This is a genomic window from Roseivivax sediminis, assembly GCF_900112685.1.
In the GTDB taxonomy this organism is placed as follows: Bacteria; Pseudomonadota; Alphaproteobacteria; order Rhodobacterales; family Rhodobacteraceae; genus Roseivivax; species Roseivivax sediminis.
Window position 1 is genome coordinate 1 of sequence record NZ_FOMS01000010.1, and the last position, 21,055, is coordinate 21,055.

Consider the following 21,055-nt stretch of genomic DNA (forward strand, 5'->3'; position numbering starts at 1 on the left):
ATCGCCGCGGTCAGCGTGGTCTTGCCGTGGTCGACGTGACCGATGGTGCCGATGTTGCAGTGCGGCTTGCCGCGTTCGAACTTTTCCTTTGCCATCTCTCTCAGACGCCTTTGTTGCGGTTTCGTGGGCTCGAGCGACCCGGGGCTTGTATCGCGGGCCACATATTGGGTCGGGTGGGGAAAATCAAGCGGATGTGTCCGGATCCGGGGGGCAGCTCACTCGGCCGCTTGCGCGACCTCTTCGCCCCGGCCGGCGGCCGCCGGTTCGACGGCATCGAGCCCGCCGAACCAGCCTTCGGCCCGGGCCTGCCGGCGCATCCACGTCTCGATCAGCAGCGCCGCGTTGCGGCTGAGCGCCGTCATCTGCTCCTGCTTGGTCTGCGTCACGCCGGAGCCGACCAAGGTGTCGGCCGACGGTGCCTCGAGCACGTTGATTTCCTTGGCCTCGGGATGCAGGCGCGCCTCGGCCACGTCCTCGTATTCGCCATCACGCAGCACCGACACGCGCACGATCAGCACCGACTTGGGGCTCAGCACCAGCGGGATGCCGGGCTGCGCGAGCACGTAGCCCTCCACGCTGACCCCCAGGTGATAGAGCTGGTCGCCCTCGTAGCGGCGGAAGCGTTCCTCGAGCGCGGCATCCACCGCGGCGATCCACTCCTCCTTCGACGCATCGCGCGACACCGGCCCCTTCTGCAGGTTAGTGGCCGTCACCACCGCGTGCCCGAGCCGGAAGTCGCCGAGCGGCTCGAACGGCTGCCGCAACTCGCGCCCGCCGTCGGCGCAGGCGGCGAGCGCCAGGATCAGGGCGAGCGAGGCGAGGCGGCGCATGGGCGGGGCTCCGGATCGTGGGTCCGAAACCGGATAACGGAGCCGCGGCGTCTTCGCAATCGCGCAGCAGCGCGAAGCGCGTTATCGTGGCCACGGGTTGCACGGACGAGGGGAGAGATGCGCGTGCCGAAGGATGTGAGGGACACCCCGGTGGCGGTGCCGCTTCTCGATCATGATATCGGGATCTGGGAGACGCTGACTTTGGCGCGCAAGAACGCGCTCGGCATCGTGCCCGAGGCGGCGCTCGAGGAGCGGGTGATCTCGGGCAAGGCCGGGCGGCGCTGGCACATGCTGATGGACCCCGCCGCGATTCGCATCGTGATGAAGGACCGGCTGGAGAACTACCCGAAATCGGTGGTGACCAAGCAGCTGCTGCGCCCCGGGCTTGGCGACTCCCTTTTCATCTCCGAAGGCGCGCATTGGCGCTGGCAGCGTCGCGCGGCCTCGCCGGCCTTCGCGCCCAAGCCGGTGGCGGCGCTCGGCCCGGTGATGACGGCGGCGGCAGAGCGCACAGCCGAACGCGTGGCGGCACAGGCCGGTGGGCCGGCGGACCTCTTTGAGGAAATGGTGACGGTGACACTGGAGGTGATCACCGACGTGACCTTCTCGGGCGATGCCGGCTTCGACCGCGACGCCATGCACCGGGCGATCAACGCCTATTTGCACCAGATCGGGAGGATCGGGCTTCTTGACGTGCTCGGCGCGCCCGACTGGGTGCCGCGTCCGGGGCGGATCTTCGGGGGGCGCCAGCTCAAGGCGATGAAGCGGCAGGCCGACCGCGCGGTGGAGCTGCGCCGCGCCAAGGGGCCGGGCGACGGACCGCCCGACCTTCTGGACCTGCTGCTGGTTGCCGAGGACCCCGAGAGCGGCCGGCAGATGACCACCAAGGAGATGCGCGACAACCTGATCACCTTCATCGTGGCCGGGCACGAAACCACGGCGCTGGCGCTGAGCTGGGCGTTCTACCTGATCGGCCGCGACCCCGAACGGCAAGCGCACGCCCGGGCCGAGGCGCAGGCCGCCCTCGGCGACCGTGCCGCGACGGCGGAGGATCTGCCGGAGCTGCCCTTCATCCACGCCATCCTCGACGAGGCGATGCGTCTATATCCGCCCGGCGCCTTCGTATCGCGCAATGCCGTGGCGGACGACGAGCTGCCGGGCGCGTCGGTGCGCAAGGGCGATCTGGTGATGATCCCGATCTACGCGCTGCACCGTCACCGCAAGATCTGGAGCGATCCGGACCAGTTCGTGCCCGAGCGCTGGATCGATGCGCCCCGTCCAGACCGCTACACCTACCTGCCCTTCATCGACGGGCCCCGGGTGTGCATCGGCGCGCGCTTCGCGATGCAGGAGGCGGTGATCGTGCTGGCGACGCTGCTGGCGCGGTTCCGCTTCACCCCCGTCGAAGGGCGGGACCCTGATCCGGTGGCGGTCATCACGCTCCGCCCCGAGGGCGGCGTCTGGCTGAACGTGGAGCGGGCCTAGGCACAGCGCGCCTGAAAGCCTGTCAGCCGGCGGGTTGCCCCCGCCCCTGCTCCTGCAAGGCACCGGCGATCTCGCGGTTCGGATCCGGAATACTCTCTCTTGGCGACGAGTGCCTGAAGGTGCCGGGCGCGCGCCGGGCCGGGGGCTGGCGCGCGCCCGGCACCTTCGGCGCTGTTCGGACGGACAGCACAATGTTCAACTGGGTAAATACGGCAAGGACGAAGACCAGCGACACCGGACCGGTCCGCCCCGCCAAATCGCCGGACCGCCTCAGCGGTTGGCGCCCGGCACCCACATCACGTCCGCGCGGCCCTCGTCGTTGGAGATCCGCGCGGCGACGAAGAACCAGTCCGACAGGCGGTTGAGGTAGATCACGGCCGCCTCGTTCACGCCCTCCATCGTGGCGAGTTCGATGACGTGCCGCTCTGCCCGGCGCGCCACGGTCCTGCACTGGTGCAGATACGCCGCCAGCGGCGTGCCCCCCGGCAGGATGAAACTGCGCAGCGGCTCCAGCCGGCCGTTCATTGCATCGATCTCCGACTCCAGCCGCTCGGTCTGCGAGGGCACCATGCGCAACGGCGCGTACTCCGCATCGCTGTCCCGGGCCATGTCGGGACGGCAGAGATCGGCGCCGAGATCGAAGAGGTCGTTCTGGATGCGCGCCAGCGCCTCATCCGGATCGCCCTCTGCATGCAGCCGCGCTATCCCGACGACCGAGTTCAGCTCGTCCACCGTGCCGTAGGCGCGAACCCGCAGGCTGTGCTTCGACACCCGGCTGCCGTCGCCGAGCGCGGTTTCCCCGGCATCGCCGGTGCGCGTGTAGATCTTGTTCAGAACGACCATTGTCAGCTTCCCCCGCCTCTGACCCAGACGAAGAGCAGGATCAGGATCACCGCCACGAACTGCGCCGCGATCCGCCAGCGCATCAGCTTGTTGGCATATTTCTTGTTGAACTCGCCGCCCTTGGCGAAGCCGCCGATCCCGGTCATCAGGATCACGACCACCGCGAGCATGACCACGGCCATCAGGATGAAAAGCGGATCGTCAGCCATGAACGGCTCCTTTCCCGGGCATCGCCTTCCGAAGCCTACGACCTAGCGGTGCGGTCGCGAAAGACCACCGCTCAGGCATTGTCGAGCAGCCGGTCGAGCAACCGCGCCGGCAGGATGCGCGCAGCGAAGGCGCCCAGATGCGCCGGCGTCGTGACGGTGTAGCGGGCCTTCGGCCGGCGCGCATCGAGCGCGCGGATCAGCACGTCGGTCACCGCCGAAGCCGGCCAGCTTTTCCCGTCGCTGCCGCGGTAGAGCTTGTCCAGGAGGTGGCTGCGATACTCGTCGGCGCGCGGGCTCTTTTCCCAGTCGATCCAGCGTTCGAAGGCGCGCACAGCGTTGGCGCGGAATTCCGTCGTGATCGGTCCGGGCTCGATCAGCACGATGTCGATGCCGGTGCCCTTGAGCTCCATCCGCATCGTGTCTGACCAGCCCTCCACGGCGAATTTCGTCGCCACATAGGGACCGCGCCATTTGGCCGCGACAAGACCCAGGATCGACGAGTTGTTGACGATCCGTCCGCCCCCATGCGGGCGCATGTGGAGGATCGCCCGGCGCGTCAGGTCGTGCCAACCGAAGAAGTTCGCCTCGAAAACCGCGCGCATCGCGTCCACCGGCACATCGTCGAGAGGCGCGGGCAGCGCGTAGGCACCGTTGTTGAAGAGCGCGTCGAGCCGGCCGGCCTCCGCCACGACGCTGTCGAACGCTTCCGCGATACTCTCTGGCTCGGCGTAGTCGAGCCTGCGGCAGTCGAGACCTTCTCCGCGCAGGCGCGCCGCATCCTCTTCCCGCCGACAGGTGGCGAAGACGCGCCACCCCTCTTTCGCGAGGCGATGGGCGGCGTCGTAGCCGATGCCCGAGGAGCAGCCGGTGATGAGGATCGAACGGGGTGTAGTCATGGAGCGCCCATTACGACGCCTCGTGCCCCGCCTGCAACGGCTACTCGGCCGACGCGGTGACCAGCCAATCGGCCATCCAGCCGATCCGGTCGGTCTCGATCACGCGAAGCTTGATCCAGCCGGTGCCGGTGTCGCGCAGCACTTCCACGTCATCGCCACGGCTGAGCTGTGCGACAACCGAGAAATCGGTGCCCGGCCCGCTGCGCATGTTGACCACATTGCCATCTACGCTGCGGATGTCCCTGAAGGACTCTTGGCCGGAGTCAGCCTCGGCCGAGGACGTCTCGACAGAGGCGGAAGAGGCGGTCGACACCTTCGTCTCCTGCGCCGGTACCTCACGGCGGGTCAGCAGAAGATCGTCTACCCGGCCGTTAGTCTGGGCCGTTTCGGATTCGGCTTCCGCCGCGGCGTTTGCTTCGGCCTCCGCGGCATTCTCTTCGCTGATGGAGGCTTCGGCAGGCCTGGCCACGACCTGCGTCAGCATTCCACCGGTATCGGCGCGCGCCACCTGGTCGTCCTGCGGCCCGGCCTGCGCGACCGAAGCCTCTTCTGCCCCGGCTTTATCGAGCCACCAGCCCGGCTCGAAATCGGTACCGCCGGACATCTCGTAGAACCCCAGGAACAGGAAACCGAAGGTCGCAAGGATGAAGCTTTTCATAATCGTCCCCAACAGGTGGCTTGGTCTTGCCGGGCCAGAACCGGCAAGAAGTCGCTTAGCTGCTTCCCAACGCCCGCATGCGAGAATAGTTTCAAAAGTTCGGCGTGCGGCGGCCTGGCCTGCTTTACGACCCACCTGTGGCGGGATATCACAGGATCTATGGACGAGCTCTCCGACGACCCCAACATGAACCCCCGCAACCTCGCCGAGCCGCTGCGCCGCGCGATCGGAGAGCGCTACCTGACCTACGCGCTCTCGACGATCATGAACCGCGCGCTGCCCGATGCGCGGGACGGGTTGAAGCCGGTGCATCGCCGCATCCTCTACGCGATGCGCGAACTTCGGCTCAGCTCTTCGGGGGGCTTCCGCAAGTCGGCGAAGATCTCGGGCGACGTGATGGGCAATTACCACCCGCACGGCGACGCCGCGATCTACGATGCCATGGCCCGTCTCGCGCAGGATTTCGTGATCCGCTATCCTCTGGTCGACGGCCAGGGCAATTTCGGCAATATCGACGGCGACAACCCCGCCGCCTCGCGCTACACCGAGGCGCGAATGTCCGTCGCCGCCGAGGCGCTGCTCGAAGGCCTCAACGAGAACGCCGTCGACTTCCGCCCGAACTACGACGGCACGCTCGAAGAGCCCGTGGTCCTGCCGGCGACCTTCCCGAACCTTCTGGCCAACGGCGCCTCGGGCATCGCGGTCGGCATGGCCACCAACATCCCGCCCCACAACATCGGGGAACTGGTGGACGCCTGCCTGCACCTGATCCGCACGCCCAACGCGCATGACGACACGCTCGTCAACTACATCCCCGGCCCCGACTTCCCCACCGGCGGCGTGCTGGTGGAGGGGCGCGACCAGATCCTCGAAGCCTACCGCACGGGCCGCGGCGCGTTCCGCCTGCGCGCCCGCTGGCACATCGAGGATCTGGGCCGCGGCACCTGGCAGATCGTGGTGACGGAAATCCCCTACCAGGTACAGAAGTCCAAGCTGGTCGAACGGCTCGCCGAGCTCATCCAGACCAAGAAGGTGCCGATCCTCGCCGACATCCGCGACGAGAGCGCCGAGGACGTGCGGATGATCCTGGAGCCGCGCTCCAAGAACGTCGATCCCGACGTGATGATGTCGACGCTCTTCCGCAATTCCGACCTCGAACTGCGCTTCTCGCTCAACATGAACGTGCTGATCGACGGGGTGACGCCGAAGGTCTGTTCGCTCAAGGAGGTGCTGCGTGCCTTCCTCGACTTTCGCCGCGACGTGCTGGTGCGCCGCTCGCATCACCGGATGGAGAAGATCGACCACCGGCTCGAGGTGCTCGAAGGCCTGATCGTCGCCTTCCTCAACCTCGACCGCGTGATCGACATCATCCGCTACGACGACGACCCCAAGGCCGCGCTGATGCGCGAGGACTGGGGCCGCGACCATGTCCGCGCGATGTCCGAGAAGGATTACGTCGCCCCGCCGCCGCTGTCCGAGGACGGCGCGGTCAGCCTGTCCGACGTGCAGGCCGAGGCGATCCTCAACATGCGCCTGCGCTCCCTGCGGCGGCTGGAAGAGATCGAGCTTGTCGCCGAGCGCGACCGGCTGATGGAGGAACGCGCCGGGATCGAGGACCTGCTCGCCTCCGAGGATCTGCAATGGGCGCGCATCTCCGACCAGCTGAAAGAGACCAAGAAGGCCTTCACCAAGGGCTATCCGCGCGGCCAGCGCCTGACCCTGATCGACGAGGCGCGCGAGACCGAGGATGTGCCTCTGGAGGCGATGATCGAGCGCGAGCCGGTCACCGTCGTCTGCTCCGAACGCGGCTGGATCCGGGCGCTGACCGGGCATATAGCGCTCGACCGGGAGCTCAAGTTCAAGGACGGCGACGGCCCGCGCTTCACATTCCACGCGGAGACCACCGACAAGCTCCTGGTCTTTGCCTCCAACGGTCGGTTCTACACCGTGTCCGCCGCGGCCCTGCCCGGCGGGCGCGGCATGGGCGAGCCGCTGCGCCTGATGGTGGACCTGCCGAACGAGGCGGAGATCGTCGACATCCTGATCCACCAGCCGGGCCGCAAGCTTCTGCTCGCCTCGTCGGCGGGCGACGGCTTCGTGGTGTCCGAGGACGATGTCGTCGCCCAGACCCGCGCCGGCAAGGGCGTGCTGACCGTGCGCGGCGAGACGCGCGCCAAGGTCTGCGTGCCGGTGCGCGGCGACGCCGTCGCGGTGGTGGGCGAGAACCGCAAGCTGCTGGTCTTCGACCTGTCCGAGTTGCCCGAGATGGGCAAGGGCAAGGGCGTGCGCCTGCAGAAATACAAGGATGGCGGCATGTCGGACGCCATCACCATCGACTACGCGCGGGGCCTGTCATGGCAGGACACCGCCGGGCGCACCCGCACCGTGTCCCCGCCCGAACTCGACGAATGGCGGGCGAAACGGGCGAGCGCCGGGCGCATGGCGCCGCGCGGCTTCCCGCGCGACAACCGCTTCCCGCGGCCGAAATCGTGACGCGCCGGGGCTGACTTGCCCCGGCCCGGTCGTCGGTGCAGAGAGGCGCCCGAGCCATTACGAGGGCCCCGATGACCGACACCGCCGCAGAACCGCCCCACGCCAGCGATCCGACCTATACCGGCGAATCCGGGCCGATCTTCTCGCTCGGCTTCCGCACGGCGGTGCTGACGCTGATCACGTTCGGCATCTACCGCTTCTGGGCCAAGACCCGGATCCGTCGCTACATCTGGTCGTCCGCCGCGCTCGACGGCACGCGGTTCGAATACACCGGAACCGGGCTCGAAAAGCTGCTCGGCTTTCTCGTCGCGGTGGTGTTCCTGGCGGTCTATCTCGGCCTCGTGCAGATCGTGCTGACCTTCGCCGGTCTCAGCCTCGCCGGAGAGCCGAATACGCCGGGCGAGGCGATGGCACAGGGCGCGGCCTTCTCGCTCACCTTCCTTGCGCTTTTGCCGTTCATCTTATTTGCCCAGTACCGCGCGCGGCGCTACAAGCTGGCGCGCACGCGCTGGCGCGGCATCCGTTTCGGCATGGACAAGGCGGCCTGGGGCTATGCCTGGCGGGCCATCGGATACTATGCGCTGGCGCTCCTGACGCTGGGCCTGCTCATGCCGCTGGCCACCTACCGGCTGACGAAATACATGACGGACCGCTCCTGGTTCGGGGATGCGAAGTTCGAGCTCGGCGGGCGCTGGACCGGTCTCTACCGCGCGATGCGGCACGTGCTGATCCCGGTCTTCGGACTGATCGCCGGCTCCCTCATGGCCGGATTTCTCGATCAGGACTGGCTGATCGCGGTGCTGCCGCCGGTCTTCGTGATCTGGCTGATCGTCGGCGTGGTGAACTACAACGTGCAGAGCTTCGCCTACACGACCAGCCATACCACGCTGGAAAACGGCGTCTCAGTCGACTCCCGGCCGCAGACGGGCACGGTGATCTTCAAGTACATGATCGGCAGCATCGCAATCTCCCTCCTTCTCGGCATCTTGGTGATGGTCTTCGGCGGGATCTTCGCGGTCCTATTCAGTGGCCTGTTCCAGATGCTCGAAGCGGACGGGCCAGCCTCCTGGCAGGCGATGGTCGCCCCGGCATTCGTCGGCGTGCTGGGCTACCTTGCGGTCATCCTCGCGGCCGGCGCGCTGTCGCTGGCGCTGGTGGTGCAGCCGATCCTCGCCCACTACATCGCAACCCTCCGGGTGGAGAACGTGGCCGCGATCGAGACCATCCGCCAGCGCGCCGCCGACGAGGGCGCGGACGCCGAAGGGTTCGCCGACGCGCTCGATGTCGGCGGGGCGATCTGAGCCGATGCGCGCCCCGGCCCGCTTCCACGACGGCGAACGCGCCAAGGTCCACGACGTCGAGGTCGCGCTCGGCCCCGACCGGCTGACGCTGGTGATCGAGGGCACCACGCTGCCCGCCCCCCTGCGCTGGCCGCTGAGCGATCTGCGCGCGCTGCGCGGCCAGTCTGACGCAAGACGGATCGTGGTGACACGGGCAGAGGACACGGGCGACGAATCCCTGCAATCGCCCGCACGGCTGGAGATCGAGGACACCGCCTTCCGCGACTGGCTGCTGGCGACGCGCCCGAACCTCTTCGCCCGAGACACGCGGCCCGGCACACGCCGCAAGGTCGCGCTCTGGCTCGGCGGGGCGGCGGCGGCGGTCGCCGTGATGCTCTTCGTCATCCTGCCGCTTCTGGCCGGAACGCTGGCGCGGATGCTGCCGCTGGAGCGCGAGATCGCCTTCGGCAAGACAGTAACGGCGCAGATGGAGCGGCTGCTCGGCGCGCGCGAGATCGGCGCGCTCGACTGCACCGAGCCCGCGGGGCGCGCGGCGCTCGACGCGATGACCGGGCGGCTGATGGCGAGGCAGGACATCGCCTACGACCTCAACGTGCGCGTCTTCGACCACGAGATGATCAACGCCTTCGCCGCGCCCGGCGGGCAGGTGGTGCTGATCCGCGGCCTGATCGAAGAGGCGGAGACGCCCGAGGCGCTCGCCGCCGTGCTCGCCCACGAGATCGGCCACGTCGTCCACCGCGACCCGACCCGCGCGGCGCTGCGCACGGCCGGATCGGTCGGGCTTCTCGGCCTCGTCTTCGGCGATTTCGCGGGCGGAGCGGCGATGCTGGCGGTCGCGCAGCGCCTGATCGACGCCTCCTACAGCCGGACGGCCGAGACCGAGGCCGACGCCTTCGCGCACCGGATGCTGGCCGAGGCGGACATCTCCCCGGCTGCGATCGGAGAGATGTTCGCCCGCTTCCGCGAGATCGGCGGCGAGACGCCCGGCGCGCTGGCGCATTTTGCCAGCCACCCGCAGTTGGACGCGCGCATCGACGCTGCGCAAGCGGCCATCCCGGAAGGGTTTGAACCGCGCCCGCTTCTGAACGACGCGCAATGGCAGGCGCTCCAGGGCATCTGCGGCGCCGACGACCAGTAAACCCGCGCGCGACCGCGACGCGGCGTATGTGAGCGACAACATGACGATTTTGCGCTGTTTCGCAGCGCAGCGACACGATATCACGCAACCCATTCGCACGATACTGGCGGGCGGGCCCAGCCCGGCCGCAATCCGAAGGAGGCCCAACAGGATGAAGATACTCGTCCCCGTGAAGCGGGTGATCGACTACAACGTGAAGGTCCGGGTGAAGTCGGACGGCAGCGGTGTGGACCTCGCCAACGTCAAGATGTCGATGAACCCGTTCGACGAGATCGCCGTGGAAGAGGCGATCCGCCTGAAGGAAGCCGGCACCGCCGAAGAGGTGATCGCCGTTTCCATCGGCGTGAAGCAGGCGCAGGAGACGCTGCGCACGGCGCTCGCCATGGGCGCCGACCGCGCGATCCTGATCGTCGCCGCCGACGACGTGCACCAGGACATCGAACCGCTCGCCGTCGCCAAGCTTCTGAAAGCCGTGATCGACGAAGAGCAGCCGGGTCTCGTGATCGCCGGCAAGCAGGCCATCGACAACGATCTGAACGCCACCGGCCAGATGCTCGCCGCGCTGACCGGCTGGGCGCAGGCGACCAACGCCAATTCGCTGAAGGTCGAAGGCGATCACGCGACCGTCGCGCGCGAGGTCGACGGCGGCCTGCAGACCATCAAGGTCAAGCTGCCGGCGATCGTCACCACCGACCTGCGCCTTAACGAGCCGCGCTACGCCTCGCTGCCGAACATCATGAAGGCCAAGAAGAAGCCGCTCGAGGAGAAGACGCCCGAGGATTACGGCGTCGACGTCTCGCCGCGCCTCGAGGTCGTGAAGACCTCCGAGCCGCCGGAGCGCGCGGCCGGCGAGATGGTGCCGGACGTCGACACGCTGGTGGCGAAACTCAAGGAAAAGGGAGTGGTGTGATGGCGGTTCTGCTGCTTGCCGAAATCAACGACGGCCACCTGTCGATGGACGCGACCGCGAAGGCCGTGACCGCCGCCAAGGCGCTGGGTGACGTCACGGTGCTCGCCATGGGCGCGAAGGCCGCCGACGCGGCCAAGGAGGCGGCGACCATCGATGGCGTCGCCAAGGTCGTCGTCGCCGAGGACGCGCGCTACGGCCACCGCCTGGCGGAGCCCGCCGCGGCGCTGGTCGCCTCGCTTGCCGAGGGCTACGACCACATCTGCGCACCGGCCACGACCGACGCCAAGAACATCCTGCCGCGCGTCGCCGCGCTGCTCGACGTGATGATCCTGACCGACGTGACCGGCGTCATCGACGCCGACACGTTCGAGCGGCCGATCTACGCCGGCAACGCCATGCAGACGGTGAAATCGAAGGATGCCAAGAAGGTGCTGACGATCCGCACCTCGACCTTCGACGCCGCCGGCACCGGCGGCTCGGCCTCGGTCGAGGACGTCGCCGCTGCGGACGATCCGGCGCTGTCGGAATGGGTCGAGGACAAGCTGGCCGAGAGCGACCGGCCGGAGCTGACCTCTGCCGGCATCGTCGTCTCGGGCGGGCGCGGCATCGGCTCGGAGGAGAACTTCGCGGTGATCGAGAAGCTGGCCGACAAGCTCGGCGCGGCAGTCGGTGCCTCGCGTGCGGCGGTCGATTCGGGCTTCGCGCCGAACGACTGGCAGGTCGGCCAGACCGGCAAGGTCGTGGCGCCGGACCTCTACATCGCGGTCGGCATTTCGGGGGCGATCCAGCACCTTGCCGGCATGAAGGATTCCAAGGTCATCGTCGCGATCAACAAGGACGAGGAAGCGCCGATCTTCCAGGTCGCCGATTACGGCCTCGTCGGCGATCTCTTCGAGGTCGTGCCGGAACTGACCGAGAAGCTCTGAGAGCCATGAGGGTGGGCAGGTTGCCCACCCTGCCTGTCCGCCCGCACGGGGCCTGGCGCGACGCACCCTTGCCGGCCCGGTCACGCGGCCACGGCGTTCTCCGATACCAAAGTGTCGGCAAGCTGCGCCGCGACCTCCCTATGCGCCGCGGCACCCAGCGTCGCGGAGGCGGCGGAGGCGTCGAAATCCGAAAATACCATGCCCTCCGTTCCGGCTTCCCGCGCCGCCGCGCTCGGCGTGTAGACAACGATGTCAGCCACCCTCTGGCGTAACGCCTCCAGCATCGGCGCGGTTACGAAGAGCGGATCGGCGCCCAGCGTGTCGCCCGCCTCGAAATTCGCTGCCTGCGGCGGCGCCGCATCGGCGCACCAGAGCAGCACCGGAGCGCCGCCGATCGCCGCGAGGAGGGATTTCATCCGCGCCACCCAGGCCGTCTGAAGCTCTTCCACGACCAGCGCGAAGCGGTCCGGCGCGGTATCGAGGAGTGATTGCAGCATAGCGCGCGTGAAGGCGTGTTCGGTGAAGTCGATGTCCGGGTAGAGCGCCATCAGCGTGTCCGAGGCACGCACGAAACGGTCGTTGCGGCGCGGATGCACCGAGTAGAACCGGTTCGACAGGTTCTGCGCGCCCACCACCTGCAGGACCGTGTGCCGCGCCCCGGCGGCGAGACCCAGGATCGCCGGGTCCTGCGTGAAGGCGTCCAGCCCCGCGTTCACGATCCCGAAATTCGCGCAGGGCAGATCCAGCGCGCGGCCAAGCTGCGTGCAGAACGGATCCGGTACGAAGCGGCCGTAGGTTTCGCTCCCGCCGAGGCAGGCGATGAAATCGCCTTCACAGCGTATCTTCGGCCCGCGAAACGTGATCCGCGAATTTCCGTAACGACACGGATAGTACTCCACGCCGCCCCGATGTCCGGAGGCATAGCTCATCTCACACCCATTTGTGTTCTCACCCATTATCAGGGAACACGATTCGCCTTGCGATTTCCCTAATGACGGAGAAAGGAGCCCGGGGCGGCCTTGTGCCCGGCTTTCCCGCGTGCCTATGCTGCGCTCGCATCAAAGCAGACGAGGCAGGGCATGGAGATCAGAACCGTCGGGGTCGTCGGCGCCGGGCAGATGGGCAACGGGATCGCGCACGTGATGGCGGTCGCCGGCTACGACGTGCTTCTTAACGACGTTTCCGAGGACGCGCTGGAGCGCGCGGTGGAGACGATCACGAAGAACCTCGACCGGCAGGTCTCGCGCGAGAAGATCTCGGCAGAGGATCGCGACGCGGCGATGGCGCGTATCCGCACGACCTCCAAGCTGGAGGAGCTGGGCCAGTCCGACCTCGTGATCGAGGCCGCGACCGAGCGGGAGGAGGTCAAGATCAAGATCTTCGAGACGCTGGTGCCGCATCTCAAGCCTGAGACGATCCTGACGACCAACACCTCCTCGATCTCGATCACGCGGCTTGCCAGCCGCACCGACCGGCCCGAGCGCTTCATGGGGTTCCACTTCATGAACCCGGTGCCGGTGATGAAGCTGGTGGAGCTGATCCGCGGCATCGCGACGGAGCACGAGACCTACGAGGCCTGCCTTGCCGTGGTCGAGAAGCTGAACAAGACCGCCGCCTCGGCCGAAGATTTTCCGGCCTTCATCGTCAACCGCATCCTGATGCCGATGATCAACGAGGCGGTGTACACGCTGCTCGAGGGCGTCGGCAACGTGCGGTCCATCGACGAGGCGATGAAGCTTGGCGCGAACCACCCGATGGGGCCGCTGGAGCTGGCCGATTTCATCGGTCTCGACACCTGCCTTGCGATCATGAACGTGCTGCACGACGGGCTTGGCGACACGAAGTACCGCCCCTGCCCGCTTCTGTCTAAATACGTGGAGGCCGGCTGGCTCGGCCGGAAAACGCAGCGCGGCTTCTACGATTACCGCGGCGAAACCCCGGTGCCGACGCGCTGAACGCGCGTCAGGCGCCGAGCGCGAGCGTCCGTCGGCGCAGCCAGGCGACGAGATCGCGGCCCGACCCGTCGAAGGCGGCTATCTCCTCGGGGGCGATCGGCGCGCCGATGATCGGTGCCTGCGGGCGCCGACAGGCATGCACGACCTCGTGGATCAACAGACCTTGCCGCAGCGTCGCAGACAGCTTGTTGGCGATCTGGTAGGCGCGGCTGTTCTGGCCGGGGAAATGCACCGGCAGGACCGTCGCGCCTGAGCGCTGTATGAGGTTGGCGGTGAACGGATTCCACGGCGCTTCCTCTGCCGGGCCGAACCAGCGGTCCGAGGCCGCGACCACGCCCGACGGAAACAGCGCGATAAGCCCGCCATCGCCAAGATGGGCCATCGCGCGGCGGCGCATTTCCAGCCCCAGGGCGCGCGCCTCCGCCTCGTGCGGGAACGGCACCGGGATCATGAAGCGCTCCACCTCCTTCACGCCGGTCAGGAGCGAGCGGGTCAGGATCTTGTAGTCGCGCCGCACCCGGCCGATGAGTTCGGCCAACACCATGCCGTCGACGAGCCCGTGCGGATGGTTCGCCACCAGAACCACCGGCCCCTCGCGCGGGATGCGGGCGATCTGCTCTTCGGGCGTCTCCAGCGTGATTCCCATGATCGACAGCGCCTGCGCCCAGAACGCCTGCCCTTCGGCCGGACCGATACGCTCGAACCGGCGCACCATGCGCAGGAGCGGCAGCTTGCCCGTGGCCCATTCCATCGTGCGGATGGTGCCGCGCTTCCAGGCACTGTCGAAGGTGCCCGCATAGCTCAGCTTGCGCTTGTCGTAGGGCGCATCGGGGGGCGGGCTGCGGGGCGTGTCACGCGTGAGCGGGGGGGCGGGGCGCGGCGCGGGATCGGGGCTCAGCATGATTCACCGAAGCGGTTGCCCACCAGCGCCTCGATGGCATCACCGAGCGCTTCGGCGTCCGGGCCCGAGGTTTCCACCTCGATGGTCGAGCCCTTCGAGGCGGCGAGCATCAGAAGGCCCATGATGCTGTCGCCCGAGGCGCTCATGCCGTCGCGATAGACTTCGGCGCGCGCATCGAACCCTTCGACGACCTCGACCAGCTTGGCGGAGGCGCGCGCGTGCAGGCCTTTCTCGTTCACGATGCGAAGCTCTCTGCGGTCGGTGGTGCTCATGGGGCTCGCGTGGGCTCGGATCGGGGCGGGGCTCACGCCGTCCGCGACGACGCATCCGCGCCGTAATCCGGCTTGATGTTCTGACTGTCAATGTATTTCCGGCCCGCCTCCAGCGCTCCGCGCACCGCGTCGGCAACGGTTTTCTGCCGACTTTTCGCGAGTTTGATCAGCATCGGCAGGTTTGCCCCGTACAGGATACGGCGATTGTCGGGCTGGCAGGCCCGAAGGCTGAGGTTCGAGGGGGATCCGCCGAACATGTCGACGACAATCACAACCCCGTCACCCTGATCCACGGTGTCGGCAGCTGAACAGATCTCGTTCTGTTTCGCCGCCCGATCATGGTCGGCCTCGATCGAGATGGCGCGGATTCCGGCCTGCGCGCCGACCACGTGTTCGACAGCCGAGAGGTATTCCCGCGCGAGTCCGCCATGCGCCACGATGACGATTCCGATCACGTCCCGGTCGCTCCTCTTTCCATGTCGAAGGCCCTCGCGGTGGCGGTGTGGCGGCTCGCCGCGAGCCCCTGCCGTTCCAGTTCGCGGTGGCGGATCAGCACGGTCCAGCCCGCGCCCGTCAGCCCGGCCGCCACCCGTTCCGCCGCGGCGACGGAGCGGTGCCGGCCGCCGGTGCACCCGAAAGCGACGGAAAAATGCGCCTTGCCCTCCTCGCGGTAGGCCGGCAGCAGGAAGCTCAGCAGGTCGATCACCCGCCCCTCGAACCCCTCATAGCGCGGATCGGCCGCGACGTGCGACGCAACGGCGGTATCGAGCCCGGTAAGCGGGCGCAGCTCCGGCGTCCAATGGGGATTGGCCAGGAAACGGCAATCGAAGATCGTGTCGGCGCCCTGCGGCACACCGCGCTTGTAGGAAAACGAGCTGAGTGTCACGGCCAGCTGGCGGCTTTCTTCCAGACCGAACTGCGCCCGCAGCAAGGCGCCCAGTTCATGCGGGCTGAATTCCGTCGTGTCGATCAGCGTGTCCGACACGGCACGCACCGGCTCCAGCAGCGCGCGCTCCTGCTCGATCCCCTCTGTCGGGGCGGCATCTGGGGTCAGCGGGTGGCGCCGGCGGGTTTCCGAGTATCGGCGGACCAGCGCGTCGATGCTGCAATCGAGATAGAGAAGCTCCAGCGACAGTCGGCTTTCCTCCTCTAGCCGCGCCTTCAGCTCCAGAAGGCCCGCGACGGAAAAGTCCCGATTGCGCACGTCGAGGCCAAGCGCCATGGGCCGCACCGGCGCCGGACCGTCGAGCAGCCGCGGAATGAGGCTCAGCGGCATGTTGTCGATGGACTCGTAACCCAGATCCTCGAGCGCATTGATCGCAGTGGCCCGCCCGGCGCCGGACGGCCCAGTGACGAGAACCACGCGATGCGCGGGATTGTACATACAGCCTACTCCTTTCGCCCCCCCTTTAGATATTGGACGAGCGCCGCCGCGAAACGGGTCTGCGCAGACATGTGAAGGAGCGGGACGTCGCATGACAAGAGTGAAACATGCCGCAGCGGGGGCAAGCGTTCGCTTTCCTCGCAATCCAGGTCCACTACGACACATAGGCGCGCCTGCGCACATGTCTCAGCGCGCAGAAGGCCGACGCCCCGCGCCTCGATCAGCCCGCGGATCGGGTCGGGTGCCGACATCTCCAGGCCATCCGTCCGGCGGCGCAGAATCACCCTGTCGTCGGAGACGAGCACGGCGCCGAGGCCCATCGCCTCCAGCGCGAGAGAGGACTTGCCGCTGCCCGACGCGCCCCGGATCAGCGCGCCGCGCGCCCCGAAGGCGATGGCGGTGGCGTGCAGGATCTCGGAGCCGGGCACCGGCCTAGAGCGGCAACCCGACGACGAAGCGCGCGCCGAGCGGTTCGGAGGTCACGTCGGCTTCGGTCGGTCGGATGTTCTCGGCCCAGATGACGCCGCCATGCGCCTCCACGATCTGCTTGGAGATGGCAAGGCCGAGGCCGGAATTGTTGCCGAAATCGGTTTCGGGACGCTGCGAATAGAAACGCTTGAAGATCTTGGTGAGCGCCTGGTCGGGGATACCGGGGCCGGTATCCTCGACCACGACCAGCACCCGGTTGTCGCGCCGCCGCGCCCAGATGCGGATGGCGTCGCCGTCCTCGCAGAAGGAAATCGCGTTGGTGATGAGGTTCACGAAGACCTGCGCCAGCCGCGCCTCCAGGCCGTGGATGCGGATCGGCCGCGGCGGCAGGTCAGTGATGAACTCGATCCCCTTCGTCTTGGCGTCCTCGCCGAGGAACTGTGCGATGTTGTCGATCATCTCCAGGAGGTTGAACTGCTGTTCTTCCTCCTTGACCAGCTCGCTGTCGAGGCGCGAGGCGTTGGAGATGTCCGACACCAGCCGGTCGAGCCGGCGCACGTCGTGGTCGATCACGTCGAGCAGCTTGGTGCGGTGCTCCTCCTTCTTGACCATGCGCAGCGACCCCACGGCGGAGCGCAGGGAGGCCAGCGGGTTCTTGATCTCGTGCGCGACGTCGGCTGCGAATTGCTCGTTGCCGTCGATCCGGTCGTAGAGCGCACCGACCATGCCGCGCAGCGCGCCGGACAGGCGCCCGATCTCGTCCGGCCGCGCGGTCAGGTCTGGAATGCGGATGCGCCCGTTCGCGGTGCGCGACCGGTTACGGTCGCGGCCGATTTCCGCCGCCTCGGCGAGATCGGAGATCGGATGCGCGATGGTGGAGGCGAGCACGAGGCTGAGCCCGATCGATACGAGCGTCGCGATCATGAACATCTGCAGCACCCGTTCGCGTTCGAGCCGCACCGCCGTGTCGATCTCGGAGGCGGGCGTGACCGCGCCCAGCACGCCGACGACCCGGTCGCCCTGCAGGATCGGCGTCAGCGCGGTGAAGATCGTGTCGCCGTCGTCCGAGCTCGACTGCACGACGCGGGTCTCGCGCGGATCGCCCTCTTCGATCAGCCGACGCAGGCGATCCTCGAGCGTCAGCGGTGCGTCGCCCGACAGCATGTCGAACATGCCCGAAGCCGATTGCCATATCGCCGACAACAGGTCGGAGATGACGGTGGGCCGGTCGGCGGCTTCGGACGCGGTTTCTCCGGCGGCGGGGGCCATGGCACCGGTCGCCTCCCCAACCAGCACCTTGCGGGCGTCGAAGACCATCAGCTGTGTACCGCCGCGCAGCTCGATTCCATCGAGCGTCGCGGCGACGTCGATGCCGTCGCCGGTGGCGAAGTTCACCGGCGCCGTGCGCGGGATCTGCGCCTCGAACACGTCGGCGACAAGCTCGATCTCTGCCTGAGCGGCGTTGGCGCGCTGGATCGCCAGCGTATCGCGCGAGGTGTTCAGGAACAGGATTCCCGCCACCATCACGTTCAGCGCGATGAGGTTGAAGGTGATGATCTTGCGCGTCAGCGGCGAGCGGTTGAGCGAAAACAGGCCGCGGCGGGCGCGACTTTCCCTCAGCTCGCGTTCGACCGTGGCGTCGGGCGCAACCCAGTCGTCGCCGAGAACGACGTCGTCATCGCGCTTCTCCGGCGGCGGCTCGCCCTGCGCATCGATCCGCTCTGCCAGGGCCATCTCACTCTTCGTTGTAGCGGTAGCCTATGCCGTACAATGTCTCGATCGCCGAGAATTCCTCGTCGACCGAGCGCATCTTCTTGCGCAACCGCTTGATGTGGCTGTCGATCGTGCGATCGTCGACATAAACTTGGTCGTCGTAGGCCACGTCCATCAGCTGGTCGCGCGACTTCACGAAACCGGGGCGCTGCGCCAGCGCCTGCAGCAGCAGGAACTCCGTGACGGTCAGAGACACGTCCTGGCCCTTCCACGTCACCGAATGGCGCAGAGGGTCCATGCTCAGCGACCCTCGTGTCATCAGCTTGGTCTCTTCGGTATCGCCCACTTCGCCGGTCGACACCGCCTCCTGCCGCCGCAGGAGCGCACGGATGCGCTCGACCAGCAGGCGCTGCGAGAACGGTTTCTTGACGTAGTCGTCCGCGCCCATGCGCAGGCCCAGGACCTCGTCGATCTCGTCGTCCTTCGAGGTCAGGAAGATAACCGGCATCTTGGACTTCTGGCGCACGCGCTGCAGCAGGTCCATGCCGTCCATGCGAGGCATCTTGATGTCGAAGACGGCCATGTCCGGCATCTTCTTGTTGAACGCTTCCAGGGCCTGCTGTCCGTCGTTGTAGGTCTCGACCTCGAAACCTTCGGCCTCGAGCGTCATGGACACGGATGTCAGGATGTTCCTGTCATCGTCCACGAGGGCGATCTTGGACATCGGAAGTTCCTTGCTCTGCTCTTAATGTTATCTTTTGCCATATTATGAGTGGTTCGTCGTCCCCCGGCAAATCCAAACTGCGAATCGCGGCGGCGACGCGGCTTCATTGCAATCGAAAATGTCTCACCAATGGCTTAATTGCCGCACTTTTGTCGGAATGTCGCAGAGCGGCAGCACCGATCCTCAAGTCTTGGTTGCGCTAAACCGAATTTGGTTGCGCTAACCGCGCCGTGGCGCACTGTTCAGCCATGAAACCGTCATGCTACAGCGAAACCGATGCCGGCCCCGGCGGTCGGCAAGAGCAGTTTCGAAAGAACCGCCACCGGCGGGCCACGAGGAGCATGAAAGCAATGACCACTGGACGGGTGAACCCGAAATTCCGGCTCGAGGATCAGGGGATCGAGGGCCTGGGAGAGGTGCATTACAACCTCGTCGAGCCGGCACTGATCGAAGCGGCATTGAAGCGCGGCGAAGGTCAACTGGGCCAGGGCGGTGCGCTGCTCGTGACCACCGGTACGTTCACCGGGCGGTCGCCCAAGGACAAGCACGTCGTGCGCACCCCGTCGGTCGAGGATTCCATCTGGTGGGAGAACAACGCCGAGATGACGCCGGAGGCGTTCGACGCGCTCTACACCGATATGACTGAGCACATGAAGGGCCGTGACTACTTTGTCGAGGACCTGATCGGCGGGGCGGATCCCGCGCACGCGATCAACGTGCGCGTCGTGACGGAACTGGCCTGGCACGGGCTCTTCATCCGCCACATGCTGCGCCGGCCGGACCGCGACGATCTTGACGATTTCACGGCCGATTTCACCATCGTCAACTGCCCCAGCTTCAAGGCCGATCCGGCCAAGCACGGCTGCAAGTCCGAGACGGTGATCGCGCTCAACTTCGACCGCAAGCTGATCCTGATCGGCAACACCGAATACGCCGGCGAGAACAAGAAATCCGTGTTTACGTTGCTGAACTATCTGCTGCCCGAAAAAGGCGTTATGCCGATGCACTGCTCGGCCAACCACGCCGTCGGCAACCCGGTGGACTCGGCGGTGTTCTTCGGCCTGTCGGGCACCGGAAAGACGACGCTGTCGGCCGATCCCGGCCGCGTGCTGATCGGCGACGACGAACACGGCTGGTCCGAGCGGGGCATCTTCAACTTCGAAGGCGGCTGCTACGCCAAGACGATCAACCTCAGCCGCGAGGCGGAGCCCGAAATCTACGACACCACCTCGAAATTCGGCACCGTAATCGAGAACATGGTCTACGACGAGGAGACCTTCTCACTCGACTTCGAGGACGACAGCCTGACCGCGAACATGCGCTGCGCCTACCCGCTCGACTACATCTCGAACGCCTCGCAGACCGGGCTCGGCGGGCATCCCAAGAACATCATCATGCTAACCTGCGACGCCTTCGGTGTTCTGCCGCCGATCGCGCGGCTTTCGCCGGCGCAGGCGATGTATCATTTCCTCTCCGGCTTCACCGCCAAGGTCGCCGGAACCGAGCGCGGCGTCACCGAACCGCAGCCGACCTTCTCCACCTGCTTCGGCGCGCCGTTCATGCCCCGCCGGCCCGAGGTCTACGGCAACCTTCTGCGCGACAAGATCGCCAAGCACGGCGCGACCTGCTGGCTGGTCAACACCGGCTGGACCGGCGGCGCCTACGGCCAGGGCTCTCGCATGCCGATCCGGGCGACCCGGGCGCTGCTGACCGCCGCGCTCGATGGCAGCCTCGCCGACGTGCAATTCCGCAAGGACCCCAATTTCGGCTTCGACGTGCCGGTGCAGGTCGAAGGCGTCGCCGAGCTTCTGCTCGACCCGCGCCGCACGTGGGACGACAAGGCCGCCTACGACGCGCAGGCCGAGAAGCTGGTGGGCATGTTCGCCGACAACTTCGCGCAATACGTCCCCTATATCGACGACGACGTGAAGGCGGCGGCAATCGGCTGAGCCCGGCCGGCGCGCGAGGACGTGTTCGCGCGCCGGCTT

General features: G+C 67.2%; 22 protein-coding genes. 8 read left to right on the plus strand and 14 right to left on the minus strand.

The annotated features are described in order from the left end of the window. Positions 1-95 (minus strand): GTP-binding protein (locus F3H57_RS15300; RefSeq protein WP_227446961.1); only part of this gene is annotated, 95 nt, incomplete at its 3' end. A 120-nt stretch (positions 96-215) separates the two neighbouring features. Then, positions 216-830, minus strand: a complete 615-nt coding sequence (locus tag F3H57_RS15305; RefSeq protein ID WP_149756802.1) for a hypothetical protein — start codon at positions 828-830, stop codon at positions 216-218. 117 nt (positions 831-947) lie between these two features. Between F3H57_RS15305 and F3H57_RS15310 the strand changes: the two genes are divergently transcribed. Beyond that, complete coding sequence (locus tag F3H57_RS15310; RefSeq protein ID WP_149756803.1) at positions 948-2,315, plus strand: cytochrome P450; 1,368 nt, start codon at positions 948-950, stop codon at positions 2,313-2,315. A 270-nt stretch (positions 2,316-2,585) separates the two neighbouring features. Here F3H57_RS15310 and F3H57_RS15315 read toward each other — a convergent pair whose 3' ends face one another. From F3H57_RS15315 to F3H57_RS15330, 4 genes are all read right to left on the minus strand, one after another. After that, positions 2,586-3,158: a cob(I)yrinic acid a,c-diamide adenosyltransferase gene (locus tag F3H57_RS15315; RefSeq protein ID WP_149756804.1), complete on the minus strand. Its 573-nt coding sequence runs from the start codon at positions 3,156-3,158 to the stop codon at positions 2,586-2,588. Positions 3,159-3,160: 2 nt separating this feature from the next. After that, positions 3,161-3,367 (minus strand): twin transmembrane helix small protein, encoded by a 207-nt coding sequence (locus F3H57_RS15320; protein ID WP_149756805.1) that lies wholly within the window; start codon positions 3,365-3,367, stop codon positions 3,161-3,163. Between the two features lie 71 nt (positions 3,368-3,438). Then, positions 3,439-4,263, minus strand: a complete 825-nt coding sequence (locus F3H57_RS15325; protein WP_149756806.1) for an SDR family NAD(P)-dependent oxidoreductase — start codon at positions 4,261-4,263, stop codon at positions 3,439-3,441. A gap of 40 nt (positions 4,264-4,303) precedes the next feature. Next, complete coding sequence (locus F3H57_RS15330) at positions 4,304-4,921, minus strand: SH3 domain-containing protein (RefSeq protein ID WP_149756807.1); 618 nt, start codon at positions 4,919-4,921, stop codon at positions 4,304-4,306. A gap of 159 nt (positions 4,922-5,080) precedes the next feature. On the opposite strand from F3H57_RS15330, the gene F3H57_RS15335 reads away from it, so the two are divergent. The 5 genes from F3H57_RS15335 (at position 5,081) to F3H57_RS15355 (ending at position 11,689) form a co-directional block, all read left to right on the plus strand. Continuing rightward, the gene (locus F3H57_RS15335; protein WP_149756808.1) at positions 5,081-7,414 is read left to right on the plus strand and encodes a DNA topoisomerase IV subunit A; all 2,334 of its coding nucleotides are present in this window, start codon (positions 5,081-5,083) and stop codon (positions 7,412-7,414) included. Between the two features lie 71 nt (positions 7,415-7,485). Then, positions 7,486-8,715 carry a DUF898 family protein gene (locus F3H57_RS15340; RefSeq protein WP_149756809.1) on the plus strand — a complete coding sequence of 410 codons (1,230 nt, stop codon included), beginning with the start codon at positions 7,486-7,488 and terminating at the stop codon, positions 8,713-8,715. A 4-nt stretch (positions 8,716-8,719) separates the two neighbouring features. Next, a complete protein-coding gene (locus F3H57_RS15345; RefSeq protein ID WP_149756810.1) occupies positions 8,720-9,853 on the plus strand; it encodes a M48 family metallopeptidase in 1,134 nt (377 codons plus the stop codon). Between the two features lie 151 nt (positions 9,854-10,004). Then, on the plus strand, positions 10,005-10,763 hold the full coding sequence (locus F3H57_RS15350; RefSeq protein ID WP_149756811.1) for an electron transfer flavoprotein subunit beta/FixA family protein: 759 nt from the start codon (positions 10,005-10,007) through the stop codon (positions 10,761-10,763). Beyond that, entirely contained in the window at positions 10,763-11,689 is a 927-nt protein-coding gene (locus F3H57_RS15355; protein ID WP_149756812.1) for an electron transfer flavoprotein subunit alpha/FixB family protein, read from the plus strand. Before F3H57_RS15350 ends, F3H57_RS15355 begins: the two co-directional genes overlap by 1 nt. 80 nt (positions 11,690-11,769) lie before the next feature. Here the strand turns inward: F3H57_RS15355 and F3H57_RS15360 are convergent, their stop codons facing one another. After that, complete coding sequence (locus tag F3H57_RS15360; RefSeq protein WP_149756813.1) at positions 11,770-12,618, minus strand: DUF6473 family protein; 849 nt, start codon at positions 12,616-12,618, stop codon at positions 11,770-11,772. A 150-nt stretch (positions 12,619-12,768) separates the two neighbouring features. Between F3H57_RS15360 and F3H57_RS15365 the strand changes: the two genes are divergently transcribed. After that, complete coding sequence (locus tag F3H57_RS15365; RefSeq protein WP_149756814.1) at positions 12,769-13,644, plus strand: 3-hydroxybutyryl-CoA dehydrogenase; 876 nt, start codon at positions 12,769-12,771, stop codon at positions 13,642-13,644. A 7-nt stretch (positions 13,645-13,651) separates the two neighbouring features. On the opposite strand, the gene F3H57_RS15370 is transcribed toward F3H57_RS15365, so the two are convergent. The 7 genes from F3H57_RS15370 to F3H57_RS15400 are packed head-to-tail and all read right to left on the minus strand — an operon-like array spanning position 13,652 to position 19,067. Continuing rightward, positions 13,652-14,545 (minus strand): lysophospholipid acyltransferase family protein, encoded by an 894-nt coding sequence (locus F3H57_RS15370; protein ID WP_149756815.1) that lies wholly within the window; start codon positions 14,543-14,545, stop codon positions 13,652-13,654. Next, the gene (locus tag F3H57_RS15375) at positions 14,539-14,817 is read right to left on the minus strand and encodes an HPr family phosphocarrier protein (RefSeq protein WP_149756816.1); all 279 of its coding nucleotides are present in this window, start codon (positions 14,815-14,817) and stop codon (positions 14,539-14,541) included. The genes F3H57_RS15370 and F3H57_RS15375 overlap by 7 nt, the downstream gene beginning before the upstream one ends. Positions 14,818-14,849: 32 nt before the next feature. Next, positions 14,850-15,272 (minus strand): PTS sugar transporter subunit IIA, encoded by a 423-nt coding sequence (locus tag F3H57_RS15380; RefSeq protein ID WP_149756817.1) that lies wholly within the window; start codon positions 15,270-15,272, stop codon positions 14,850-14,852. Further along, positions 15,269-16,201, minus strand: coding sequence for an RNase adapter RapZ (gene rapZ, locus F3H57_RS15385; RefSeq protein WP_149756818.1), 933 nt, complete (start codon positions 16,199-16,201; stop codon positions 15,269-15,271). Before rapZ ends, F3H57_RS15380 begins: the two co-directional genes overlap by 4 nt. Positions 16,202-16,206: 5 nt before the next feature. Beyond that, positions 16,207-16,629 carry an HPr kinase/phosphorylase gene (locus F3H57_RS15390; RefSeq protein WP_149756819.1) on the minus strand — a complete coding sequence of 141 codons (423 nt, stop codon included), beginning with the start codon at positions 16,627-16,629 and terminating at the stop codon, positions 16,207-16,209. 4 nt (positions 16,630-16,633) lie between these two features. Then, positions 16,634-18,364 (minus strand): sensor histidine kinase, encoded by a 1,731-nt coding sequence (locus F3H57_RS15395; protein WP_149756820.1) that lies wholly within the window; start codon positions 18,362-18,364, stop codon positions 16,634-16,636. Between the two features lies 1 nt (position 18,365). Then, entirely contained in the window at positions 18,366-19,067 is a 702-nt protein-coding gene (locus tag F3H57_RS15400) for a response regulator transcription factor (RefSeq protein WP_149756821.1), read from the minus strand. A gap of 350 nt (positions 19,068-19,417) precedes the next feature. On the opposite strand from F3H57_RS15400, the gene F3H57_RS15405 reads away from it, so the two are divergent. Then, positions 19,418-21,016 (plus strand): phosphoenolpyruvate carboxykinase, encoded by a 1,599-nt coding sequence (locus F3H57_RS15405; protein ID WP_149756822.1) that lies wholly within the window; start codon positions 19,418-19,420, stop codon positions 21,014-21,016. The last annotated feature ends 39 nt before the right edge of the window (positions 21,017-21,055 follow it).

What these genes read in the sequence shown, in the direction of transcription:
- F3H57_RS15305 (WP_149756802.1), bottom strand. Translation starts at nt 830, where the DNA reads ATGCGCCGCCTCGCCTCGCTCGCCCTGATCCTGGCGCTCGCCGCCTGC.
- F3H57_RS15310 (WP_149756803.1), top strand. Translation starts at nt 948, where the DNA reads ATGCGCGTGCCGAAGGATGTGAGGGACACCCCGGTGGCGGTGCCGCTT.
- F3H57_RS15315 (WP_149756804.1), bottom strand. Translation starts at nt 3,158, where the DNA reads ATGGTCGTTCTGAACAAGATCTACACGCGCACCGGCGATGCCGGGGAA.
- F3H57_RS15320 (WP_149756805.1), bottom strand. Translation starts at nt 3,367, where the DNA reads ATGGCTGACGATCCGCTTTTCATCCTGATGGCCGTGGTCATGCTCGCG.
- F3H57_RS15325 (WP_149756806.1), bottom strand. Translation starts at nt 4,263, where the DNA reads ATGACTACACCCCGTTCGATCCTCATCACCGGCTGCTCCTCGGGCATC.
- F3H57_RS15330 (WP_149756807.1), bottom strand. Translation starts at nt 4,921, where the DNA reads ATGAAAAGCTTCATCCTTGCGACCTTCGGTTTCCTGTTCCTGGGGTTC.
- F3H57_RS15335 (WP_149756808.1), top strand. Translation starts at nt 5,081, where the DNA reads ATGGACGAGCTCTCCGACGACCCCAACATGAACCCCCGCAACCTCGCC.
- F3H57_RS15340 (WP_149756809.1), top strand. Translation starts at nt 7,486, where the DNA reads ATGACCGACACCGCCGCAGAACCGCCCCACGCCAGCGATCCGACCTAT.
- F3H57_RS15345 (WP_149756810.1), top strand. Translation starts at nt 8,720, where the DNA reads ATGCGCGCCCCGGCCCGCTTCCACGACGGCGAACGCGCCAAGGTCCAC.
- F3H57_RS15350 (WP_149756811.1), top strand. Translation starts at nt 10,005, where the DNA reads ATGAAGATACTCGTCCCCGTGAAGCGGGTGATCGACTACAACGTGAAG.
- F3H57_RS15355 (WP_149756812.1), top strand. Translation starts at nt 10,763, where the DNA reads ATGGCGGTTCTGCTGCTTGCCGAAATCAACGACGGCCACCTGTCGATG.
- F3H57_RS15360 (WP_149756813.1), bottom strand. Translation starts at nt 12,618, where the DNA reads ATGAGCTATGCCTCCGGACATCGGGGCGGCGTGGAGTACTATCCGTGT.
- F3H57_RS15365 (WP_149756814.1), top strand. Translation starts at nt 12,769, where the DNA reads ATGGAGATCAGAACCGTCGGGGTCGTCGGCGCCGGGCAGATGGGCAAC.
- F3H57_RS15370 (WP_149756815.1), bottom strand. Translation starts at nt 14,545, where the DNA reads ATGCTGAGCCCCGATCCCGCGCCGCGCCCCGCCCCCCCGCTCACGCGT.
- F3H57_RS15375 (WP_149756816.1), bottom strand. Translation starts at nt 14,817, where the DNA reads ATGAGCACCACCGACCGCAGAGAGCTTCGCATCGTGAACGAGAAAGGC.
- rapZ (WP_149756818.1), bottom strand. Translation starts at nt 16,201, where the DNA reads ATGTACAATCCCGCGCATCGCGTGGTTCTCGTCACTGGGCCGTCCGGC.
- F3H57_RS15395 (WP_149756820.1), bottom strand. Translation starts at nt 18,364, where the DNA reads ATGGCCCTGGCAGAGCGGATCGATGCGCAGGGCGAGCCGCCGCCGGAG.
- F3H57_RS15400 (WP_149756821.1), bottom strand. Translation starts at nt 19,067, where the DNA reads ATGTCCAAGATCGCCCTCGTGGACGATGACAGGAACATCCTGACATCC.
- F3H57_RS15405 (WP_149756822.1), top strand. Translation starts at nt 19,418, where the DNA reads ATGACCACTGGACGGGTGAACCCGAAATTCCGGCTCGAGGATCAGGGG.